Genomic DNA, 20,749 nt, shown 5'->3' with positions numbered 1-20,749 from the left:
CCGGCGGCCAGGAATGGCATGCCACACGGGACTGCGCTCGCCGACTACAAAAAAAGGAGTCCGCCTGTGGCTATCCGCTATGGCAAAGGGCTGATGGGAGGTGCGGTGGTGATCGCGCTCCTGGCCCTGCTGGTTCACTGGATCGGCATCAACACGATCGAACACTACCGCGACGATTTGTTGTTTTACCTGCAAGCTCATCTGATTCTCGTCCTCGCTTCAATGCTGGCCGCCCTGGTCGTGGGCATCCCCGCCGGTATCTTCCTCAGTCGCCCGACCATGGTCGGCCGCGCCGAACGCTTCATGCAGATCTTCAATATCGGCAACACCGTGCCACCGCTGGCCGTACTGGCGATTGCCCTGGGGATTCTCGGCATCGGTAGTGGTCCGGCAATCTTCGCCTTGTTCCTCGCCTCACTGTTGCCGATTGTGCGCAACACCTACGAAGGTCTGAAAAACGTCCAGGGTTCGCTGAAAGAAGCCGCCGTCGGCATCGGCATGACCCCGCGCCAGGTGTTGTGGAAAGTCGAGTTGCCCAATGCCGTGCCGATCATCATCGGTGGCGTGCGCGTGGCACTGGCGATCAACGTCGGCACCGCGCCGCTGGCCTTCCTGATCGGCGCCAACAGTCTTGGCAGCCTGATCTTCCCCGGCATCGCCCTGAACAATCAGCCGCAACTGCTGCTCGGCGCTGCGTGCACCGCGCTGCTGGCCCTGCTGCTCGATGGCGTGGTCACCCTCGCCAGCCGTCTCTGGCTGGAACGCGGTTTGCGCCCGTCTTAAGGCTTTTGCGAAGGAATACTTATGAAACGACTTAGCTTGATCTTGGGTTGCGTGCTGCTGTTCGCAGGAATCGCGCAAGCCGCCGAGAAGCCGGTGATCCGCCTCGGCGCCCGGGTATTCACCGAGCAGACCCTGCTCGCGGAAATCACCGCGCAATACCTGCGCAGCAAAGGCTACGACGCGCAGATCACCGGCGGTCTGGGCAGCAACCTCGCCCGCAGCGCTCACGAAAGCGGACAACTGGACATGCTCTGGGAATACACCGGCGTGTCGCTGGTGGCCTACAACCATGTCACCGAGAAACTCGACAGCGAGCAGTCCTACGCCCGAGTCAAAGAACTCGATGCGAAAAAAGGCCTGATCTGGCTGACCCCGTCGAAATTCAGCAACACCTACGCCCTCGCCCTGCCGAAAAAAGTCGCCGAGGAGTACCCGCAGATCAACACCATCAGCGACCTGAACAAGGTGCTGCGCGATGAGGCCAAGACCAATCACCTGGTGGCGCTGGACACCGAGTTCGCCAACCGCTCCGACGGTCTGGACGGCATGGTCAAGCTCTACGACATGAACCTGACCCGCAACAACATCCGGCAGATGGACGCGGGGCTGGTCTACACCGCGCTGCGCAACGGCCAGGTGTTCGCCGGTCTGGTCTACACCACCGACGGCCGCCTCAACGCCTTCGGCTTGAAACTGCTGGAAGACGACAAGCACTACTTCCCCGACTACACCGCCGCGCCGGTGGTGCGTCAGGCCTATCTGGATGCGCACCCGCAACTGGCCGAGCAGCTCAAGCCGCTGGCGCAACTGTTCGACGACGAAACCATGCGCCAGCTCAACGCGCGGGTCGACGTCGATCACGAAAGCCCATCGAAAGTGGCCGCGGATTTCCTGCGCCAGCATCCACTCAACTAAGGAGGAAAAGTCATGGAATTTCTCAACGCCTTTTCCCACCTCGACTGGCAGCAGGTGATGCACCTGACCTGGCAGCACATCACCCTGGTCGGCATCGCCGTGACCCTGGCGATTCTTATCGGCGTGCCACTGGGCATTCTGATGACCCGCTTCCCGGCTCTCGCCGGGCCTTTGCAGGCCAGCGCCACGGTGCTGCTGACCGTGCCGTCGATTGCCCTGTTCGGCCTGCTGCTGCCGTTCTATTCCAGGTTCGGCCAGGGCCTCGGGCCGATGCCGGCGATCACCGCAGTGTTCCTTTATTCACTGCTACCGATCATGCGCAACACCTACCTCGCCCTGACGGGCGTCGAACCGGGTATCCGTGAAGCCGCACGCGGTATCGGCATGACCTTCGGCCAGCGCCTGCGCATGGTCGAGCTGCCGATTGCGGTGCCGGTGATTCTCGCCGGGGTGCGCACTGCCGTGGTGATGAACATCGGCGTGATGACCATCGCCGCAACCATCGGCGCCGGTGGCCTCGGTGTGCTGATCCTCGCCTCCATCAGCCGCAGCGACATGTCGATGCTGATCGTCGGCGCGCTGCTGGTCAGTCTTCTGGCGATCTTCGCCGACCTTCTCCTGCAGTGGCTGCAACGTACGCTGACTCCAAAAGGACTCCTCAAATGATCGAACTTCAAAACCTCAGCAAGACCTTCCAGAGCAACGGCAAAGATGTCAAAGCCGTGGACTCGGTGAGCCTGACCGTCAATGAAGGCGAAATCTGTGTGTTCCTCGGGCCATCGGGTTGCGGCAAAAGCACCACGCTGAAAATGATCAACCGCCTGATCAAGCCGACCTCGGGCAAGATCCTGATCAACGGTGAAGACACCACCGACCTCGACGAAGTGACCCTGCGTCGCAACATCGGCTACGTGATCCAGCAGATCGGCCTGTTCCCGAACATGACCATCGAAGAGAACATCGTCGTGGTGCCGAAACTGCTCGGCTGGGACAAACAGAAATGCCACGACCGCGCTCGCGAACTGATGAGCATGATCAAGCTCGAGCCCAAGCAGTATCTGCATCGCTATCCGCGTGAACTGTCCGGCGGCCAGCAACAGCGCATCGGTGTGATCCGCGCGCTGGCGGCGGATGCGCCGCTGTTGCTGATGGACGAGCCGTTCGGTGCGGTCGACCCGATCAACCGCGAGATGATCCAGAACGAGTTCTTCGAGATGCAGCGCGCGCTGAACAAGACCGTGATCATGGTCAGCCATGACATCGACGAGGCGATCAAGCTGGGTGACAAGATCGCGATCTTCCGCGCCGGCAAACTGCTGCAGATCGATCACCCGGACACCCTGCTCGCCCATCCGGCAGACGACTTCGTCAGCAACTTCGTCGGCCAGGACAGCACCCTCAAACGCCTGCTGCTGGTGAAAGCCGAAGACGCGGCGGACAACGCGCCGTCGGTCAGCCCGGAAACCCCGGTTGCCGATGCGCTGGAACTGATGGACGAGCACGACCGCCGCTACGTGGTGGTCACCTGTGCCGAGAACAAGGCGCTGGGCTATGTGCGTCGTCGCGACCTGCACCGCCAGACCGGCACCTGCGCGCAGTATTTGCGCGAATTCAACGCCACGGCGGCGTACGACGAACATCTGCGCATCCTTTTGTCGCGGATGTACGAGTTCAACCGCTCATGGTTGCCGGTGATGGATGCCGAGCGGGTGTTCCTCGGTGAGGTGACGCAGGAGTCGATTGCGGCTTACCTGAGCTCGGGACGTTCGCGCGGGATGAAGACCAATATCGTCTCGCCGGCTGAGGCCGTGGTCGCCTGATCGATAAAAAGGTCGTACACCGAACCTGTGGCGAGGGAGCTTGCTCCCGCTGGGTTGCAAAGCGGCCCTGCTTTTAAAAAAAAGCGGGGACTGCTGCACAGTCCAGCGGGAGCAAGCTCCCTCGCCACAGGTTTTCAAAGGCCGGAAAAAAATATCAACACCCACGCGTCTTCCTACCCTGCCAAACCACCCGCCTCACCCAACAAAATCCCCCTCACCCCCGCCTCTCGCGGCCAACGTCGCCGATGTTGCACCGATCACACTTACCCGCGACTTCGCCGACAAAAGCTGCGAACGTGCAGGTATTTTTAACACTTCAAAAATCGCAGGGAACATCTGTCCGTCATCTCGGTCGGCTACAAAGAGTGATATCCGCGACGTACGTCAGAAGCGTGCAGAAACGCGACATTTTTAGTTGATCTCAGGCCCCTCACGCCCTAAAGTTCGCGCCGAACGTCCATGCTGGAAACGATCCATCCGGCTCAAGTACTGACGACGAGACAGCAAGGCCAAGGGCAGTTACGCCCGTGGCCTTTTTGCTTTCGGCGACATGCCTTGGGAAGTAGGCGAACCAAAGTGGGGATACGGAGGACGTTCATTTACACCCATGTTTTTACCCGTTTGCCCATAGGAGCACTCCAGCATGTCGATCCAGGTCGAAGACTATTTCGCGCGCGAAACCTTTCAGAAAATGAAGGCGTTCGCCGACAAACAGGAAACCCCGTTCGTGGTGATCGACACCGCGATGATCGCCCAGGCCTACGATGACCTGCGTGCCGGTTTCGAATTCGCCAAGGTCTACTACGCGGTCAAGGCCAACCCGGCCGTCGAAATCATCGACCTGCTCAAAGAGAAAGGTTCGAGCTTCGACATCGCCTCCATCTATGAGCTGGACAAAGTGCTGAGCCGTGGCGTCAGCCCGGATCAGATCAGCTACGGCAACACCATCAAGAAGTCCAAGGACATCCGCTACTTCTTCGAGAAGGGCGTGCGTCTGTACGCCACCGACTCCGAAGCCGACCTGCGCAACATCGCCAAGGCTGCACCGGGCTCGAAAGTCTATGTGCGCATCCTCACCGAAGGCTCGACCACCGCCGACTGGCCGCTGTCGCGCAAATTCGGCTGCCAGACCGACATGGCCATGGACCTGCTGATCCTCGCCCGTGACCTCGGTCTGGTGCCGTACGGCATCTCCTTCCACGTCGGTTCGCAGCAGCGCGACATCAGCGTCTGGGACGCGGCGATCGCCAAGGTCAAAGTGATCTTCGAACGCCTGAAAGAAGAAGACGGCATTCACCTGAAACTGATCAACATGGGTGGCGGCTTCCCGGCCAACTACATCACCCGCACCAACAGCCTGGAAACCTACGCCGAAGAGATCATCCGCTTCCTGAAGGAAGACTTCGGTGATGACCTGCCGGAAATCATTCTCGAGCCGGGCCGTTCGCTGATTGCCAACGCCGGTATTCTGGTCAGCGAAGTGGTGCTGGTCGCACGCAAATCGCGCACCGCCGTCGAGCGTTGGGTGTATACCGATGTGGGCAAATTCTCCGGCCTGATCGAAACCATGGACGAGGCGATCAAGTTCCCGATCTGGACCGAGAAGAAAGGCGAGATGGAAGAAGTCGTCATCGCCGGCCCGACCTGCGACAGCGCCGACATCATGTACGAAAACTACAAGTACGGTCTGCCGCTGAACCTGGCCATCGGTGATCGCCTGTACTGGCTGTCGACCGGTGCGTACACCACCAGTTACAGCGCTGTCGAATTCAATGGCTTCCCGCCGCTGAAATCGTTCTACGTGTAAGCGCCGCCGCTGAAACGCAAAAAGCCCATGACGTGTCATGGGCTTTTTTGTATCTGCTGATCCCTGTAGGAGCTGCCGCAGGCTGCGATCTTTTGACCTTGATTCTGAAAAAAACTAGAAGATCGCAGCCTGCGGCAGCTCCTGCAGGGCTCATGCGCAACGGCGAGCGTATTCCGTTGCCAAGGCTCGAAACCTGGGTTCGGCTGCGGCGGCCAGCGTCTGACTTGCTACCCGCAGGAAGTTCTGATTACCACCCGCCAACGCTTTCTCCAACCACACAACCGCCTCATCGACCCTGCCCTCATCCGCCAACACCGCCGCATGACTGAACTGCCCCCGAAAATCCCCACCCTCGGCCGAACGCCGATACCAGTCGTGAGCCGCTGTCAGATCCCTCGGGCACACCCGCCCTTCTTCCAGATAACGTCCCAACAGGTTCATTGATTTGGCGTGGCCGGATTCAGCGGCGCGTCGATACAGGTCCAGTGCCTGAAGTTGATCCTCAGGTATCCCGCGCCCGGTGGCGAGCAGATTGGCCAAGTTGTACATCGCCCAGTCCAACCCGTTTTGCGCAGCGATCCGATAATGCCGCGCGGCAACCGCAGCATCCGCCACACAGCCCCAACCCTGCTCATGGCAGCGACCGAGCATGTTGCGCGCCATCAGATGACCCTGCCCGGCAGCGATGCCGAACCAGCGCAGCGCCAGCGGTTGATCCTGAGCGATGCCACGACCATCGAGCAGAATCTGTCCGAGCAGCGCCTGCGCTTCAACAATGCCCTGCCCCGCCGCCAGCAGAATCGCCTGCGCGGCGCGGGCCGGGCTTTCTTCGAGCATGGCACTGAGCTGGGCGCCGTCGAGCACTTCTTCGCGCCGCAGTTGAAAACTCATACCTCGACCCAGCGCCGCAGCAGATTGTGATAGGTGCCAGTGAGGCGGATCAGTGACGGGTGATCGGGCATGTCTTGAGTGAGTTGCTGAATTGCGCCGTCCATCTCGAACAACAAGGCGCGCTGGCTGTCTTCGCGCACCAGGCTTTGTGTCCAGAAGAACGACGCATAGCGTGCACCGCGGGTGACGGCATTGACCTTGTGCAAGCTGGTGCCGGGGTACAGCACCATGTCGCCGGCGGGCAGTTTCACCCGTTGTGTGCCGAAGGTGTCCTGGATCTCCAGCTCGCCGCCGTCGTAGTCCTCGGGTTCGCTGAAAAACAGCGTGGCTGACAGATCGGTGCGCACCCGCTCGATGCTGCCTTTGGGCTGGCGCACGGCGTTGTCGATGTGAAAATCGAAACTGCCGCCCGCCGTGTAGCAGTTGAGTAACGGCGGGAATACTTTGTGCGGCAGCGCGGCGGACATGAACAGCGGATTTTTCCACAGCCGTTCGAGCATCGCTGCGCCGATTTCCTTGGCCAGTGGATGACCTTCAGGCAATTGCAGATTGTGTTTGGCCTTGGCCGACTGATAGCCGGCGGTGATCTTGCCATCGGCCCAATCCGCCTGCTCCAGCGCCTGGCGGATGCGCTGCACTTCTTCTTTCGCGAACAAGCCGGGAATGTGCAGCAGCATGGCAAACGTACCTGATGGCAAAGGGGCGCCAATGGTATTGATTCTTATTGGCTATGTAAAACCCGCACGACGGATGAATCGGCAAAAACCGTAAGGTTAAATTGTAAAGAATGTAAATTCGTCGCGAATAACAATGTTTCGCAATTGATACGAATACCCGTTTACCCTATATTCCGCCGCCTCAAATCCTTGGGGAGGGGAATAAAAATGTCACGTCAACACGCACAATTGCCGGTCAGTTCACCACGTTTGCTCGCTTCGGCCATTGGTGTCGCCATCACCGCCGGTTCCTCTGGCCACATGGTCTTCGCCGCAGAAAAGACCGACAGCAAAGCCTCCGGCAATGCCATCGCCCTGGATGCTACCGCCATCACCGGCGAAGCGCAGGACCCGACGTCCTACCAGGTCGAAAAAGCCTCCTCGCCCAAGTACACCGCGCCACTGGTCGACACCCCACGCTCGGTTACCGTGATCCCGCAACAAGTGTTGAAAGACACCGGCGCCCTGAACATGCAGGACGCACTGCGCACCGTGCCGGGCATTACCTTCGGCGCCGGTGAAGGCGGCAACCCGCAGGGCGACCGTCCGTTCATCCGTGGTTTCGACGCCCAGGGCGACACCTACCTCGACGGCGTGCGCGACACCGGTTCGCAAAGCCGCGAAATCTTCGCCGTGGAAAACATCGAAGTCAGCAAAGGCCCGAACTCGGCCATCGGCGGTCGTGGCGCGGCTGGCGGCAGCATCAACCTGGTGAGCAAGAAAGCGCACCTGGGCAACTCATTCGACGGTGGTTTCACTTGGGGTTCCGACCAGACCCAGCGCTACACCCTGGACGGCAACTACCAGTTCAGCGACACCGCTGCCGGCCGTCTGAACCTGATGAGCCACGAAAGCAACGTCGCCGGTCGCGACAGCGTCGATTACGACCGTTGGGGTATCGCCCCGTCGCTGGCGTTTGGCCTGGGCACCGACACCCGCGTCAACCTTGATTACTACCATCTGGAAAGCAACGACACCCCGGACTCGGGCATTCCTTACACCATCCCGGCCGGTGGTTCGGCGGCACGCACCAAGTCCAACCCGGACAAGCCGTACGCCGGTGGTGATCACAGCAACTTCTACGGTCTGGATCGCGACTTCCGCAAGGGCCGCACCGACACCGCGACCTTCGCCATCGAGCACGATCTGAGCGATTCGCTGACCATCAAGAACACCCTGCGTCACGGCACCAGCATGCAGGACTACATCCTGACCCAGCCGGACGACAGCAAGGGCAACGTCAACAACGGCAGCGTCTGGCGTCGTGCCAACACTCGGGTGAGCAACACCGAGACCACCACCAACCAGACTGATCTGTTTGGCAATTTCTACGTCGCCGGCTTCAAGAACAGCTTCTCCACCGGTGTCGAATACACCTACGAAGAAGCCCAGAAATCCTCGTACAACGTCAACACCGACACCACACCGCGCAGCCCGGGCAACGCCAGCACCAACTGCACCCCGTCGATGATCGGCGCCTCGAGCGGTTACAACTGCACGTCGCTGTCGAACCCGAACCCGAACGATCCGTGGAACGGCGCGATCTCGCGCAACTACGCCGGCACCGACACCAAGGCCAACACTTACGCGCTGTATGCGTTCGACACCCTGGAGTTGTCCGAGCAGTGGCTGGTGAACATGGGCCTGCGTTACGACCACTTCTACACCGACTACAAAACCTACACCAACGCCGGCACCACCACCTCCAAGGGTGATGACACCAGCGAATTCGTCACCGGTCAGTTCGGCGTGGTCTACAAACCGGCACCGAACGGCAGCATCTACGCCTCCTACGCGACCTCCGCGACACCACCGGGCAACACCCTGGGCGAAGGCATGGAAGGCAACCCGCTGGGTGGCACCCCGGATCGCAATGGCAACCTGCTCAAGAGCGACATGGAGCCGGAAACCACCAAGAACTACGAAATCGGCACCAAGTGGGATCTGTTGAACGATCGCCTGTCGCTGACCGCTGACGTGTTCCGCACCGAGAAAGAAAACGCTCGCGTACAAGTCGACACCACCTCCTACGAGAACGCCGGCAAGACCCGCGTGCAGGGTATCGAGCTGTCGGCCAGCGGCAAGATCACTGACAAGTGGCAAGTGTTCGCCGGCTACGCCTACATGGACAGCGAACAGGTGGACGGCGGTGACCTGCCAGCCAACAAAATCAACAACGGTAACGAGTTGCCCAACACGCCGAAAAACAGCGCCAGCCTGTGGACCACTTATCAGGTCACACCGAAGCTGACCATCGGTGGCGGCGCGTTCTACGTCGACGACGTGTACGGCAGCGTGGCCAACACCACCATGGTCGATTCCTACGTACGTTACGACGCGATGGCTGCCTACAAGCTGAGCAAGAACGTCGACCTGCAACTCAACGTGCAGAACCTGACCAACGAAACCTACTACGACAAGGCCTTCTCGACCCACTTCGCCAACCAGGCGGCGGGCCGTACGGCGCTGTTGAGCACCAACTTCCACTTCTAAGGAACCTGTAGGAGCTGCGGCACGCTGCGATCTTTTGATCTTGATTGTTAAAAACCAACATCAAAAGATCGCAGCCTTCGGCAGCTCCTACAAAGAACAAAGCCCCGTTCATTCATGTGAACGGGGTTTTGTGCGTAATAAAGAACGCTTCTCGATAACCCACGGCATAATGCGCGCCGTGATGACAAATTTTCGAACGAACAAGGCGAGCGACGTGTTGAAGAAAACCCTGTTCCAGTTGCACTGGTTTTTCGGCATCACTGCCGGGCTGGTGCTGGCCCTGATGGGCATTACCGGTGCCGCCTATTCGTTCCAGGACGAAATCCTGCGGGCGCTGAACCCGTCGGTGTTGCAGGTGGAAAAGCAGGTCGCTGGCGTCCTGCCTCCCGTCGAGCTGGTGGAACACATCGAAGCGAACTCCGGCAAGAAAGTCGGGATGCTCTGGGTCGAAACCGACAGCGGCAACGCCGCGCGCGTCTACTTCACCCCGCCCAAAGGCGAGCGTCGTGGCGAGATGCGCTACTTCGATCCGTACACCGGCGAGTTCATGGGTGACGCGGTGGGCCAGGACTTCTTCGGCCTGATGCTGCAACTGCACCGCTTTCTCGCCATGGGCGACACCGGGCGCAACATCACCGGCGCCTGCACCCTGATTCTGCTGTTCTTCTGCCTCTCCGGGCTGTACCTGCGCTGGCCGCGACAGTGGAACAGCTGGCGCGTGTGGCTGACCCTCGACTGGAAGAAAAAGGGCCGCAGCTTCAATTGGGACCTGCACTCGGTGGCCGGCACCTGGTGTCTGCTGGTGTATCTGCTGCTGGCGTTGACCGGGTTGTCCTGGTCGTACGAGTGGTACAACAAGGGCCTGACCAGACTGCTTTCCGATGCGCCGCAAAACGAGCGTGTGCGCGGCGGTCGCGGCCCGGCGCCGGAAGGCCCGGCACCGACCGCCGACTATGCGGCGATGTGGAGCAGCATCTACAGCGCGGCCGGCCCGGGCCTGTCCGCCTACAACATCCGCATGCCGCCAGTGGCCGGGCAACCGGCGACCGTGTTCTACCTGCTCGACAGCTCGCCGCATGATCGCGCGCTGAACCAGATCACCCTCGACCCGGCCACCGGCGTGGTCAAACGCGTCGACCGCTATGCCGACAAGAGCTTCAAGGCGCAGTTGCTGACCAGCATTTACGCGCTGCACGTCGGCAGCTATTTCGGTCTGGTCGGACGAATCATCGTCACCCTCGCCGCCGTGTGCATGCCGCTGTTTTTCATCACCGGGTGGCTGCTGTATCTGGATCGTCGACGCAAGAAAAAACAGATTCAGGACGCACGCAAAGGTCTTCAGGCACCGAACGCAGATACACCGGCATGGCTGGTGGGTTTCGCCAGCCAAAGCGGTTTTGCCGAACAACTGGCGTGGCAGACCGCCGGGCAATTGCAGGCCGCCGGCTTGCCGGTGAAGGTGCAGCCGCTGGCGAATGTCAGCGCGCAGGATTTGCGTGAGTCGAATAACGCACTGTTCGTGGTCAGCACCTTCGGCGACGGCGAAGCCCCGGACAGCGCGCGTGGTTTCGAGCGCAAAGTCTTGAGCAACGCTGCAAGCCTCGACGGTCTGAACTATGCGGTACTCGGACTCGGTGACCGCCAGTATCAGCATTTCTGCGGTTTCGCCCGACGTCTGCATCAATGGCTGGGCGAACACGGTGGCAAGACCCTGTTCGCTCCGGTGGAAGTCGACAGCGGCGACCCGTACGCCCTGCGCCACTGGCAAACCCAGCTCGGGCAGCTGACCGGACAAGCGCCGGTCGACACCTGGCAAGCGCCGAGCTACGCCAACTGGACGCTGGTCAGCCGCGAATTGATGAACCCCGACAGCAGCGGCGCGCCGGTGTACCTGCTGGGCCTGAAGGCGCCGAGCACCAGCAGCTGGCTGGCCGGCGATCTGGTGGAAGTGCTGCCGCGCAACTGCCCGTGGGCCATCGAACACTTCCTCGACGGCCTTGGCATTCGTGGCGAAACCACGGTGAAGATCAACGGCCTCGAAGAACCGCTGGAAGTCGCCCTCGCCAGCCGCCAGTTGCCCGAACATCGCGCGCATCTGGTCGGCCTGCATGCGCAAGCGCTGGTGGATGCGATGGTGCCGCTGGCGATGCGCGAATACTCGATCGCCTCGATTGCCGCCGACGGCGTGCTGGAACTGATCGTGCGTCAGGAACAACACGCCGATGGCAGCCTGGGCATCGGTTCCGGCTGGCTGACCGAGCATGCGCCCGTGGGCGGCAGCATCAGCCTGCGCGTGCGGCGCAACAGTGGCTTCCACTTGCCGAACGAACCGGTGCCGATGATTCTGCTGGGCAACGGCACGGGGCTGGCCGGGCTGCGCAGTCTGCTCAAGGCGCGCATCGCCGACGGTCAGCAGCGTCACTGGCTGCTGTTCGGCGAACGCAATCGCGAGCACGATTTCCTCTGCCGGGCGGAGCTGGAAGAGTGGTTGATCAATGGCGACCTGGCGCGACTGGATCTGGCGTTTTCGCGGGATCAGGCGCAGAAAATCTACGTCCAGGATCGCCTGCGCGAATCCGCTGACGAGCTGAAGAAATGGCTGGCTGACGGTGCGGTGATCTACATCTGCGGCAGCCTGCAGGGCATGGCCGCTGGCGTCGATCAGGCACTCAACGACATCCTCGGCGCCGCTGAAGTCGAGCACCTGATCGAACAGGGCCGCTACCGCCGCGACGTGTACTGACTCAGCCAAAGAGCCCCTCACCCTAACCCTCTCCCGGAGGGAGAGGGGACTGATTGGGGGATGCCGGATAAATACGCCGACCTGAAAGTGATGTACCGAATCCATAATCGACTCGGTCTTTCAGGTCGACGTACAACTCGAAACCACTCCGTAGACTCCCTCCCCCCAAAGAAGACGAGGCTGATAGAGGGATGCCGAATTACGCCGCTACGAAGGTGATTCACCGAATCCATAATCGACTAGGTCTTTCAGGTCGATGTACAACTCGATACAACTCCGTAGGCTCCCTCTCCCCGAAAAAGAGGGAGCTGATTGGGGGATGCCGAATTACGCCGCTATGAAGGTGATTCACCGAATCCATAATCGACTAGGTCTTTCAGGTCGATGTACAACTCGATACAACTCCGTAGGCTCCCTCTCCCCGAAAAAGAGGGAGCTGATTGGGGGATGCCGAATTACGCCGCTACGAAGGTGATTCACCGAGTCCATAATCGACTAGGTCTTTCAGGTCGATGTACAACTCGATACAACTCCGTAGGCTCCCTCTCCCTCCGGGAGAGGGCTGGGGTGAGGGTCCTCGTCTACAGTGAGATTTCCAGCCACTTCACAAGGATCGTGAAGCATGCAAAATCGCCTCACTCTCGCTCAGTTCGCCCGCCAGTTACGCAGCAGCCAAACCGATTGCGAACAATTACTCTGGCAAAAACTTCGTTCACGCCAAGTCGCCAATCTGAAATTCCGCAGGCAGTTTCCATGTCCGCCCTATGTCCTGGATTTTTACTGCGTAGAGCTGAAACTGGCGATTGAGCTGGATGGGGGTCAACACTATGAAATAGCGGGCTTGATCCACGATCAACGTCGGACGCTTTTCCTGGAACGTCAGGGCATTGAAGTTGTGCGATTCAGTAATCTCGAAGTAATGCAGCAGATCGATGATGTACTGGAGCAAATCACAAGAATTGCCGCGAATCGAAAAACACCCTCACCCTCCAAGCGGTCCGACATTTCGGGAGGGCCGGGGTGAGGGTTGTTTTTGAACTTCAGACTGGCTGCAGTTTTTGTTCGAAAACCGCCACCCCATTCAAATCCCGCAACACCACACTCATCTCCCCGCTCTGCCCTTCGATGTTCACCTCGCCAAAGAACTGAAACCCGGCAAACGGTGAAGCATTCTGGGTCGGGGGTGCCTTCTGGAACACCACTTCCGGGCCGAAGGTCTTGTCCAGCGGATTAGGACCGAAACTCCCGGCATTCAACGGCCCGGCGACAAACTCCCAGAACGGTTCGAAGTCCTGAAACGCCGCGCGATCCGGGTGGTAGTGATGCGCCGCGCAGTAATGCACGTCCGCCGTGAGAAACACGAAATTGCGCACGTTTTGCGCCCGCAGAAAACCGAGCAGTTCAGCGACTTCCAGCTCGCGTCCCTGCGCCGGGCCGGGATCGCCGTTGGCCACCGCTTCCCAGCGCGCCACGCCCGGGCTGACTTCACCGTCGGGTACGCCGAGGCCGATCGGCATGTCGGCGGCGATCACCTTCCACTGCGCCCTGGAGTGCTTCAAGCCACGCTTGAGCCAGTCCAGTTGTTCGCGCCCCAAAAACGCTTTGGCCGCGCCGAGGTTGTCGTCATTGGCCCCGCGATAGCTGCGCATGTCGAGCACGAACACATCGAGCATCGGCCCGTAGCTGAGCTTGCGATAAATCCGCCCGCCGCCGTCTGCCGCTTGCAGGCGCATCGGCGAATATTCCAGCCAGGCCTTGCGTGCACGGCCGACCAGGGTGTGGATATCTTTTTCCTGATAACGCTCGTCGAGCTGCTTGCCCGGCGACCAGTTGTTGACCACTTCGTGGTCGTCCCACTGCCAGATCTGCGGGACTTCGGCGTTGAAACGGCGGATGTTTTCGTCCATCAGGTTGTAGCGGTAGTTGCCGCGATAATCGTCGAGGGTCTGGGCGACTTTGCTCTTGGCTTCGGTGGTGAGGTTGCGCCAGATCCGCCCGCCTTCGGTGGTGAGTTGCGCGGGCACCGGGCCGTCGGCGTAGATGGTGTCGCCGCTGTGGATAAAGAAGTCCGGCAGGCGCAGGCGCATGGATTCGTAGATACGCATGCCGCCGATGTCCGGGTTGATGCCGAAGCCCTGGCCGACGGTGTCGCCACTCCAGACGAAACGGATATTGCGCCGCGCCTTCGGAGCGCTGCGCAAATGGCCGAGCCACGGCTCGCTGGGGACGCCGGATTGCGCGTCTTTGAAATACACCCGATAGAAAATCGCCTGATCGGCAGGCAGCCCGGTGAGTTCGACGCGGGCGGTGAAGTCTGTGCGTGCATCGACCAGTGGCGAGACCACGCGGCGCGGGTGACGAAACTGACTGCGGGTGTCCCACTCGACCACCATCCGCGCCGGCCGGTCGCTGCGGCTCCAGATCATCGCGCGGTCGCCTTGCAGGTCGCCGGACTGCACGCCGTCGGTGAGTTGCGGCCGATCCTTGACCGACGCAATCACCGCCGGCGCCAGCCCCGGCATCAGCAGGCCGGCACCGACCACTTGCATGACCCGTCGGCGGCCAATATCGAAATCGCTCATGCGTGTTCTCCCTGAAAAAAGGAAAACTTAAGCATGCGCACATGACCCGGAAATGACACCAGACACACCACACAACCCATGTGGGAGCGAGCTTGCTCGCGAATGCGTACTATCAGTCGAAATCTTATTCGCTGACACACCGCTTTCGCGAGCAAGCTCGCTCCCACAGGATTTTGTGGAGCCAGTTAAGCCTTCGCCGGTTCCAGCGCCAGCTCTACCGCTTCCGGCCGTTTGACCGCCGCGTAAACCACCGCCGTCAACAAACTCCCCGCGACAATCGCCAGCAAATACAACAGCGCATGATTGATCGCATTGGGGATCGCCAGCACAAACAAACCACCGTGCGGCGCCATCAGTTTGCAGCCGAAGTACATCGACAACGCGCCGGTCAACGCACCGCCGGCAATGCTCGCCGGAATCACCCGCAGCGGGTCTTTCGCGGCAAACGGAATCGCCCCTTCGGAGATGAAGCACAGCCCCAGCACCAGCGCCGCTTTACCGGCTTCGCGCTCGGTCTGGGCGAACTTGCGCCGGGCGATGAAGGTAGCGATGCCCAGCCCGATTGGCGGCACCATGCCGGCAGCCATGGTCGCGGCCATCGGTGCATAACTCTGCGAAGCCAGCAGCCCGACCGAGAAGGCATATGCGGCTTTGTTGATCGGTCCGCCGAGGTCGACACACATCATGCCGCCGAGCAACACGCCGAGCAGAATCGCGTTGGTGGTGCCCATGCTGTCGAGAAAATGCGTCAGCGCCGCGAGCATCCCGGCAACCGGTTTGCCGACCACGTAGATCATCACCAGACCGGTGAACAGGCTGGCGAACAACGGGATGATCAGAATCGGTTTCAGCGCTTCGAGGCTCTGCGGCAAGGCAACGTAGCGACTGATGGCCTTGGCCGCATAACCGGCGATAAACCCGGCGACGATGCCGCCGATGAACCCGGCGCCCAACGTGCTGGCGAGCAAGCCACCAATCATCCCCGGCGCCAGACCCGGACGGTCGGCGATCGAATAGGCGATGTAACCGGCAAGCAACGGCACCATCAATTTGAACGCGGTCTCACCACCGATCTGCATCAGCGCCGCCGCCAGCGTGCCTTCTTCCTTGAACGCGGTGATGCCGAAGACGAACGACAGCGCGATCATCAAACCACCGGCCACCACCATCGGCAGCATGAACGACACGCCGGTCAGCAGGTGTTTGTACACCCCGGTTTTCTCTTGCTTGGCCGGTGCCTTGCCGTCGCTCGCAGCGCTTTCCACCTGAGCTTCGGCGAGGGCTTTTTTCAGTGTCGCTTCGGACTGTTTGAGTGCAATGCCGGTGCCGCAGCGGTAGATTTTCTTGCCGGCAAAACGCTCGGTGGCGACTTCGATGTCCGCTGCCAGCAACACCACATCAGCCTCGGCAATCGCCGTCGCGCTGAGCGGAGTTTTCGCGCCGACCGAACCCTGGGTTTCAACGTGCAGTTCATAGCCCAGACGCTTGGCCGTCTGCTGCAACGCCTCGGCCGCCATGAAGGTGTGGGCAACACCGGTCGGGCACGCGGTAATGGCGACGATGCGTGGCGCACGTTGCGCAGCGGCGACCGGGACGGCTTCGCTGGCGACGTAAATTTCGGCCTCTGCGGCACCGCGACGCAGCACCGCTTCGACATCCTGCAGCGCTTGCGCCGGGGCGATGCGGAACACGCGCTTGCCGACAAAACGCGTCATGTCGATGTCACCGGTGGCGACCAGCAGCACCCACTCCGCGGCCGCGATGGTGGCAGCCGACAGCTCACGTTCCGGGTGCGACGCATCCACCACTTCAACGCTGGTGCTCCAGCCCTGACGCTGGGCCGCCGCATCCAGCAGACGGGCGCACAGCACACTGGTGACCATGCCGTTCGGGCAGGCCGTGACAATGGCTAATTTCATGACAAACCCTCTTATTGTTCTGTCAGGGGACGCACGCGTACGCCCTGTTCGAGCTGCGCCAGTTGCGCCGCATCGTTGATGCCGAAACCGATCTGCGTCACCGCCATCGCGGCAATCGCCGTGGCTGTGCGCAAGGTCTGCTCAGGCGTGTCGGCACTGAGCAGGCCGTGGAGCATGCCGGCCAGCAGCGAGTCGCCGGCACCCACCGTGCTGGCGACCGTCACCTTCGGCGGCGTGGCATGCAGCGCCGAGCCGACGCTGAACCAGTTCACCCCGTCGGCACCGTGGGAAATCACCACGTGCTCGATGCCTTTGGCGTGCAGGCACGCCGCTGCCTGGGCTTCGGCGGCGTGCGAAACCACATCGCAATCGAGCGCATCGGCGAGTTCTTCGGTGTTCGGCTTGATCAGCCACGGGCGCGCTTCAATGGCGGCGCGCAAGGCTTCGCCACTGCTGTCAAGGGCGACTTTCAGACCGAGACCGTTCAGCCGTTCGATCAACTCGCGCAACCACTGCGCGCTGACGCCGCGCGGCAGACTGCCGGCAACCACCACCGCGTCATGCCCCGCAGCGATCTGCAGCAGACGCTCGAGCAACGCCTGCTGCGCTGCCGCGTTGACCACCGGTCCCGGGCCGTTGATGTCGGTAATGCGTCCGTCGTGCTCGGCGACTTTGATGTTGCTGCGCGTCTCCCCCGGCACGCGAATGAACGCGTCGACAAAACCACGCTTGGCGAACAGGGTTTCGAAGGCTTGCAGATTGTCTTCGCCGAGAAAGCCGCTGACCGTCAGTTGATGCCCGAGATCCGCCAGCACTTGCGCGACGTTCACACCTTTGCCGGCGGCGTGGGTGTGCATCTCGTCGCTGCGGTTGACCTGACCGGCCTCCAGACGTGGCAGCTCAACCGTGAGGTCCAGCGCCGGGTTGAGGGTCAGGGTGAGAATCTTGGCCATTACAGGGCCTCCACTAATGCACGCACTTCGTTCGCGCTGCCCACGGTGAGGGCTTGTTGAGCAAGGGTTTGTGCCTGGGTCAGGCTGAGTTCGCGGATGCGCGCCTTGACCTCGGCGATGCTGCGACCGGACACGCTCAGCTCATCGACGCCGAGGCCGACCAGCACCGGCACCGCCAGCGGATCCGCCGCCAGTTCGCCGCAGACACCGACCCACTTGCCATGGGCATGCGCGGCGCGCACGGTGATGTCGATCAGTTGCAGCACCGCCGGGTGCAGGCCGTCAGCCTGGGCCGAGAGTGTCGGATGACCACGGTCGATGGCCAGGGTGTATTGCGTCAGGTCGTTGGTGCCGACGCTGAAAAAGTCGACTTCCTTAGCCAGCACCGGCGCCAGCAAAGCGGCGGACGGTACTTCGATCATGATCCCCAGTTGCAGATCGGTGACCGGGATTTCCACGCGCAGTCGCTCGGTCATGTCGCGGGCCTGCCGCCACTCTTCAACGCCGCCGACCATCGGGAACATGATCCGTAGCGGACGGTTGTCCGCCGAACGCAGCAAGGCGCGCAATTGCGCTTCCATGATCTGCGGACGCTGCAAGGTCAGGCGAATGCCGCGCACGCCGAGGAACGGGTTTTCTTCCTTGGCGATCGGCCAATATGGCAGCGGTTTGTCGCCGCCGACATCAAGGGTGCGCACCACCAGCGGCCGCCCGGCGAGGCCATCGAGAACGCGGCGGTATTCGGCTTCCTGAGTGGCTTCGTCCGGGGCCTGCGGGTGGGCCATGAAAATCAGTTCGGTGCGCAGCAGGCCGATGCCTTCGGCGCCCTGCTCGACCGCAGCGGTAACTCCGGCGCTTTCACCGATGTTGGCGAACACTTCCACGGCGTGACCGTCCGTGGTGTGTGCCGGTTGATGGCGTTGCTCGGCGGCAGCCTTGAGGCGCTGCTCGCGGGTGTCGCGTTCTTCGGCGGCGCGTTGCAGGGTCGCGGCATCGGCGTCGACGTGCAGGCGACCGCGCTGGCCGTCGAGCAGCAACGGCGTGCCCGGTTCCAGCAGCAACACCGCTGCACCCGCACCGACCAGCGCCGGAATTCCGAGAGCACGGGCGACGATTGCACTGTGCGCCGTGGCGCCGCCGCGAGCGGTGAGAATCCCCGCTACCCGCGCCGGATCCAGCCGCGCCACGTCCGACGGACCGACTTCGTCCATCACCAGAATGTACGGCTGCTCCGGCTCGTTCGGCGTCTGCACACCACAGAGTTGCGCCAGCACCCGACGACCGATGTCCCGCAGATCTGCGGCCCGCTCGGCGAGCAACGCGTCCTGCAGCGATTCCTGTTGCTTGGCCGCAGCTTCGATCACCGCCATCCACGCCGCTTCGGCGCTCTCGCCTTGCTTGAGACGGGTGTCGACTTCGTCGGTGAGTTCCGGGTCGTCGAGCATTTCCTGGTGGGTAATGAAAATCTCGCGAATCGCCTTGGCCTTGCTGCGTTCGATCAGGCCCTGAATGTCACTGCGCACATCGCTCAGCGCTTGTTTGAGACGATCGCGCTCGATGGCGGCGGACTCACCGCGCAACGGGTAATCAATGGCCTGCTGCACCTGAATGTGCGCCGGGCCGATTGCAATACCCGGCGCGGCAGGAATCGCCTGCAACTGCGCGCCGGACGCCGGGGCGATCAGCACCTCGGCGATATCGGTGATGACTTCGCGCTGCTGGCTCACGGCCGGCAGCGGTTCGACTTCTTCGCCAAGGCCTTCTTCGATAGCGGCCAGCAATGCGGGCAAGGCGTCGGCGGCGATGCTCGGTTCAGCGATCAACTCGAGCACCTGACCACGACGGGCGCCGAGGCTCAGCAGTTTGCTCAGGCTTTTTACCGACACGGCGCTGTCCGTGCTATCGACAATGCGCACGCGGATTTCGCCGTCAAAACTCTTCGCCAGTTGCGCAAGGATCTTCGCCGGGCGTGCATGCAGACCGTGGGCATTGGCCAAGGCAATACGCGCGCTCGGCCAGTCGGCGGGCAGTTCGCCACCGAGCACTTCGAGGACTTTGCGGCTGCTGGTGGCGCGGCCCAATTCATGGCCGCGGCCTTCGATGAGTAACGCACACAGACGTTCGAGCAACGCCTGATGCGCCTCGCCGAGACTGGCCAGACAGAACAGACCGCTGAGCGGCTGGCCGAGGTATCGCATCGGTTTGTCCGGGGTGACGAAGGCCAGGCCCGGACGCTTCACGGTTTGCTCGCTGTGCAGCCACCACAGGCCATCGCCCAGCGGCAGCGCTTCGACTTGTTGCAACACACCGGCAAAACCGTTGCTCACGCAATCGGCCTGACGCAACAGACGCGCACCACGCCAGACCAGCTCTTCAAAATCATCAGCCGACACGCCGAGGCCGATCATCTGCGCATCCAGCGCCAGTTCCTGCGGCGCGCCTTGCAGCAGTTTCAGCAGCGCTTCCGGTGAGCTGGCGCGGCGCAGGGCCTGACCCAGATCGGTCTCGCCGAGAGCGCGGGTCAGCAGTTGCAGCAGACGCAGGTGTTCGTCGGATTTGGCGGCGATGCCGATCGCCAGATAAACGATCTGGCCGTCGCCCCAATCCACGCCCTCAGGAAACTGCATCAGCCGCACGCCAGTGGCGAACACCTGATCGCGGGTTTCCGGGGTGCCGTGGGGGATGGCGATACCCTGGCCGAGAAAGGTCGAGCCCTGGGCTTCCCGGGCCTGCAAACCGGCGAGGTAGCCATCGGCAACCAGACCGTCGGCCACCAGATGATTGGCGAGCAATTGCAGGGCGGCGGGTTTATCCACAGCCGATTGGCCCATGGATATCTGCTCTATAGTGAGCTCGAGCATGCGATCTCCTTTTTGGCACATGGATGCGCCAGGATATTGTTTTGAATGGTCACAGCTTAGGCGCTGGTCAGCCTGCTTTTCAGCGGCAGTTTTGGCGGTTTCACGGCAGAACCGGCCAAAGGCGTCTAAAACGTAGAAAATACGCTTGCTGAAACGTTTAATCTAGATTGATCGGCACGTTACTCGATAATGTCTCATCCTTGAAGTCCAACTTGTCGGATGCGCTGCGACAATAGTCGTCTGCCCGAATCGGGTAGGATTGGCGA

The 20,749-nt window shown here is 61.4% G+C and carries 14 protein-coding genes; 8 read left to right on the top strand and 6 right to left on the bottom strand.

The genetic code is table 11. The features are described 5' to 3' along the window. Window positions 1-93 precede the first annotated feature (93 nt). From ABV589_RS19215 to ABV589_RS19195, 5 genes are all read left to right on the top strand, one after another. Complete coding sequence (locus ABV589_RS19215; protein WP_177327464.1) at window positions 94-783, top strand: ABC transporter permease; 690 nt, start codon at window positions 94-96, stop codon at window positions 781-783. Window positions 784-804: 21 nt separating this feature from the next. Further along, window positions 805-1,698 (top strand): glycine betaine ABC transporter substrate-binding protein, encoded by an 894-nt coding sequence (locus ABV589_RS19210; RefSeq protein WP_367083081.1) that lies wholly within the window; start codon window positions 805-807, stop codon window positions 1,696-1,698. A gap of 12 nt (window positions 1,699-1,710) precedes the next feature. Beyond that, entirely contained in the window at window positions 1,711-2,364 is a 654-nt protein-coding gene (locus ABV589_RS19205; protein WP_329696102.1) for an ABC transporter permease, read from the top strand. Then, window positions 2,361-3,518: an ABC transporter ATP-binding protein gene (locus tag ABV589_RS19200; RefSeq protein WP_003221591.1), complete on the top strand. Its 1,158-nt coding sequence runs from the start codon at window positions 2,361-2,363 to the stop codon at window positions 3,516-3,518. Before ABV589_RS19205 ends, ABV589_RS19200 begins: the two co-directional genes overlap by 4 nt. A 643-nt stretch (window positions 3,519-4,161) precedes the next feature. Beyond that, window positions 4,162-5,325: a type III PLP-dependent enzyme gene (locus tag ABV589_RS19195; protein WP_047291221.1), complete on the top strand. Its 1,164-nt coding sequence runs from the start codon at window positions 4,162-4,164 to the stop codon at window positions 5,323-5,325. Between the two features lie 150 nt (window positions 5,326-5,475). Here ABV589_RS19195 and ABV589_RS19190 read toward each other — a convergent pair whose 3' ends face one another. Beyond that, entirely contained in the window at window positions 5,476-6,216 is a 741-nt protein-coding gene (locus ABV589_RS19190) for a tetratricopeptide repeat protein (protein WP_367083080.1), read from the bottom strand. Next, window positions 6,213-6,893, bottom strand: coding sequence for a Fe2+-dependent dioxygenase (locus ABV589_RS19185; RefSeq protein WP_108591450.1), 681 nt, complete (start codon window positions 6,891-6,893; stop codon window positions 6,213-6,215). The genes ABV589_RS19190 and ABV589_RS19185 overlap by 4 nt, the downstream gene beginning before the upstream one ends. Before the next feature lie 207 nt (window positions 6,894-7,100). Here ABV589_RS19185 and ABV589_RS19180 point away from each other — a divergent pair, with 207 nt between their 5' ends. From ABV589_RS19180 to ABV589_RS19170, 3 genes are all read left to right on the top strand, one after another. Further along, complete coding sequence (locus ABV589_RS19180; protein WP_367083079.1) at window positions 7,101-9,425, top strand: TonB-dependent siderophore receptor; 2,325 nt, start codon at window positions 7,101-7,103, stop codon at window positions 9,423-9,425. Between the two features lie 214 nt (window positions 9,426-9,639). Further along, window positions 9,640-12,168 carry a sulfite reductase flavoprotein subunit alpha gene (locus ABV589_RS19175; RefSeq protein ID WP_367083077.1) on the top strand — a complete coding sequence of 843 codons (2,529 nt, stop codon included), beginning with the start codon at window positions 9,640-9,642 and terminating at the stop codon, window positions 12,166-12,168. 622 nt (window positions 12,169-12,790) lie between these two features. Then, window positions 12,791-13,192: an endonuclease domain-containing protein gene (locus ABV589_RS19170; protein WP_367083075.1), complete on the top strand. Its 402-nt coding sequence runs from the start codon at window positions 12,791-12,793 to the stop codon at window positions 13,190-13,192. A gap of 16 nt (window positions 13,193-13,208) precedes the next feature. On the opposite strand, the gene ABV589_RS19165 is transcribed toward ABV589_RS19170, so the two are convergent. The 4 genes from ABV589_RS19165 to ptsP all read right to left on the bottom strand — a co-directional run bounded on the left by ABV589_RS19165 (window position 13,209) and on the right by ptsP (window position 20,483). Continuing rightward, window positions 13,209-14,750, bottom strand: a complete 1,542-nt coding sequence (locus ABV589_RS19165; RefSeq protein WP_367083074.1) for an alkaline phosphatase D family protein — start codon at window positions 14,748-14,750, stop codon at window positions 13,209-13,211. 185 nt (window positions 14,751-14,935) lie between these two features. Then, window positions 14,936-16,669 (bottom strand): PTS fructose-like transporter subunit IIB, encoded by a 1,734-nt coding sequence (locus ABV589_RS19160; protein ID WP_367083073.1) that lies wholly within the window; start codon window positions 16,667-16,669, stop codon window positions 14,936-14,938. Window positions 16,670-16,680: 11 nt separating this feature from the next. Further along, window positions 16,681-17,622, bottom strand: coding sequence for a 1-phosphofructokinase (gene pfkB, locus ABV589_RS19155; protein WP_367083072.1), 942 nt, complete (start codon window positions 17,620-17,622; stop codon window positions 16,681-16,683). Next, window positions 17,622-20,483, bottom strand: a complete 2,862-nt coding sequence (gene ptsP / locus ABV589_RS19150) for a phosphoenolpyruvate--protein phosphotransferase (RefSeq protein ID WP_367083071.1) — start codon at window positions 20,481-20,483, stop codon at window positions 17,622-17,624. Before ptsP ends, pfkB begins: the two co-directional genes overlap by 1 nt. Between the last annotated feature and the right edge of the window lie 266 nt (window positions 20,484-20,749).

Source organism: Pseudomonas sp. HOU2, assembly GCF_040729435.1.
In the GTDB taxonomy this organism is placed as follows: Bacteria; Pseudomonadota; Gammaproteobacteria; order Pseudomonadales; family Pseudomonadaceae; genus Aquipseudomonas.
Note: the sequence above shows the minus strand (reverse complement) of the source record. Positions and strands in the feature narration are given on the sequence as shown.

Excerpts from the sequence above, each read along its gene's own strand:
- ABV589_RS19185 (WP_108591450.1), bottom strand. The coding sequence starts at position 6,893 with ATGCTGCTGCACATTCCCGGCTTGTTCGCGAAAGAAGAAGTGCAGCGC.
- ABV589_RS19170 (WP_367083075.1), top strand. The coding sequence starts at position 12,791 with ATGCAAAATCGCCTCACTCTCGCTCAGTTCGCCCGCCAGTTACGCAGC.
- ptsP (WP_367083071.1), bottom strand. The coding sequence starts at position 20,483 with ATGCTCGAGCTCACTATAGAGCAGATATCCATGGGCCAATCGGCTGTG.
- ABV589_RS19210 (WP_367083081.1), top strand. The coding sequence starts at position 805 with ATGAAACGACTTAGCTTGATCTTGGGTTGCGTGCTGCTGTTCGCAGGA.
- ABV589_RS19195 (WP_047291221.1), top strand. The coding sequence starts at position 4,162 with ATGTCGATCCAGGTCGAAGACTATTTCGCGCGCGAAACCTTTCAGAAA.
- ABV589_RS19180 (WP_367083079.1), top strand. The coding sequence starts at position 7,101 with ATGTCACGTCAACACGCACAATTGCCGGTCAGTTCACCACGTTTGCTC.
- ABV589_RS19205 (WP_329696102.1), top strand. The coding sequence starts at position 1,711 with ATGGAATTTCTCAACGCCTTTTCCCACCTCGACTGGCAGCAGGTGATG.
- ABV589_RS19165 (WP_367083074.1), bottom strand. The coding sequence starts at position 14,750 with ATGAGCGATTTCGATATTGGCCGCCGACGGGTCATGCAAGTGGTCGGT.
- pfkB (WP_367083072.1), bottom strand. The coding sequence starts at position 17,622 with ATGGCCAAGATTCTCACCCTGACCCTCAACCCGGCGCTGGACCTCACG.
- ABV589_RS19190 (WP_367083080.1), bottom strand. The coding sequence starts at position 6,216 with ATGAGTTTTCAACTGCGGCGCGAAGAAGTGCTCGACGGCGCCCAGCTC.
- ABV589_RS19215 (WP_177327464.1), top strand. The coding sequence starts at position 94 with ATGGGAGGTGCGGTGGTGATCGCGCTCCTGGCCCTGCTGGTTCACTGG.
- ABV589_RS19200 (WP_003221591.1), top strand. The coding sequence starts at position 2,361 with ATGATCGAACTTCAAAACCTCAGCAAGACCTTCCAGAGCAACGGCAAA.
- ABV589_RS19160 (WP_367083073.1), bottom strand. The coding sequence starts at position 16,669 with ATGAAATTAGCCATTGTCACGGCCTGCCCGAACGGCATGGTCACCAGT.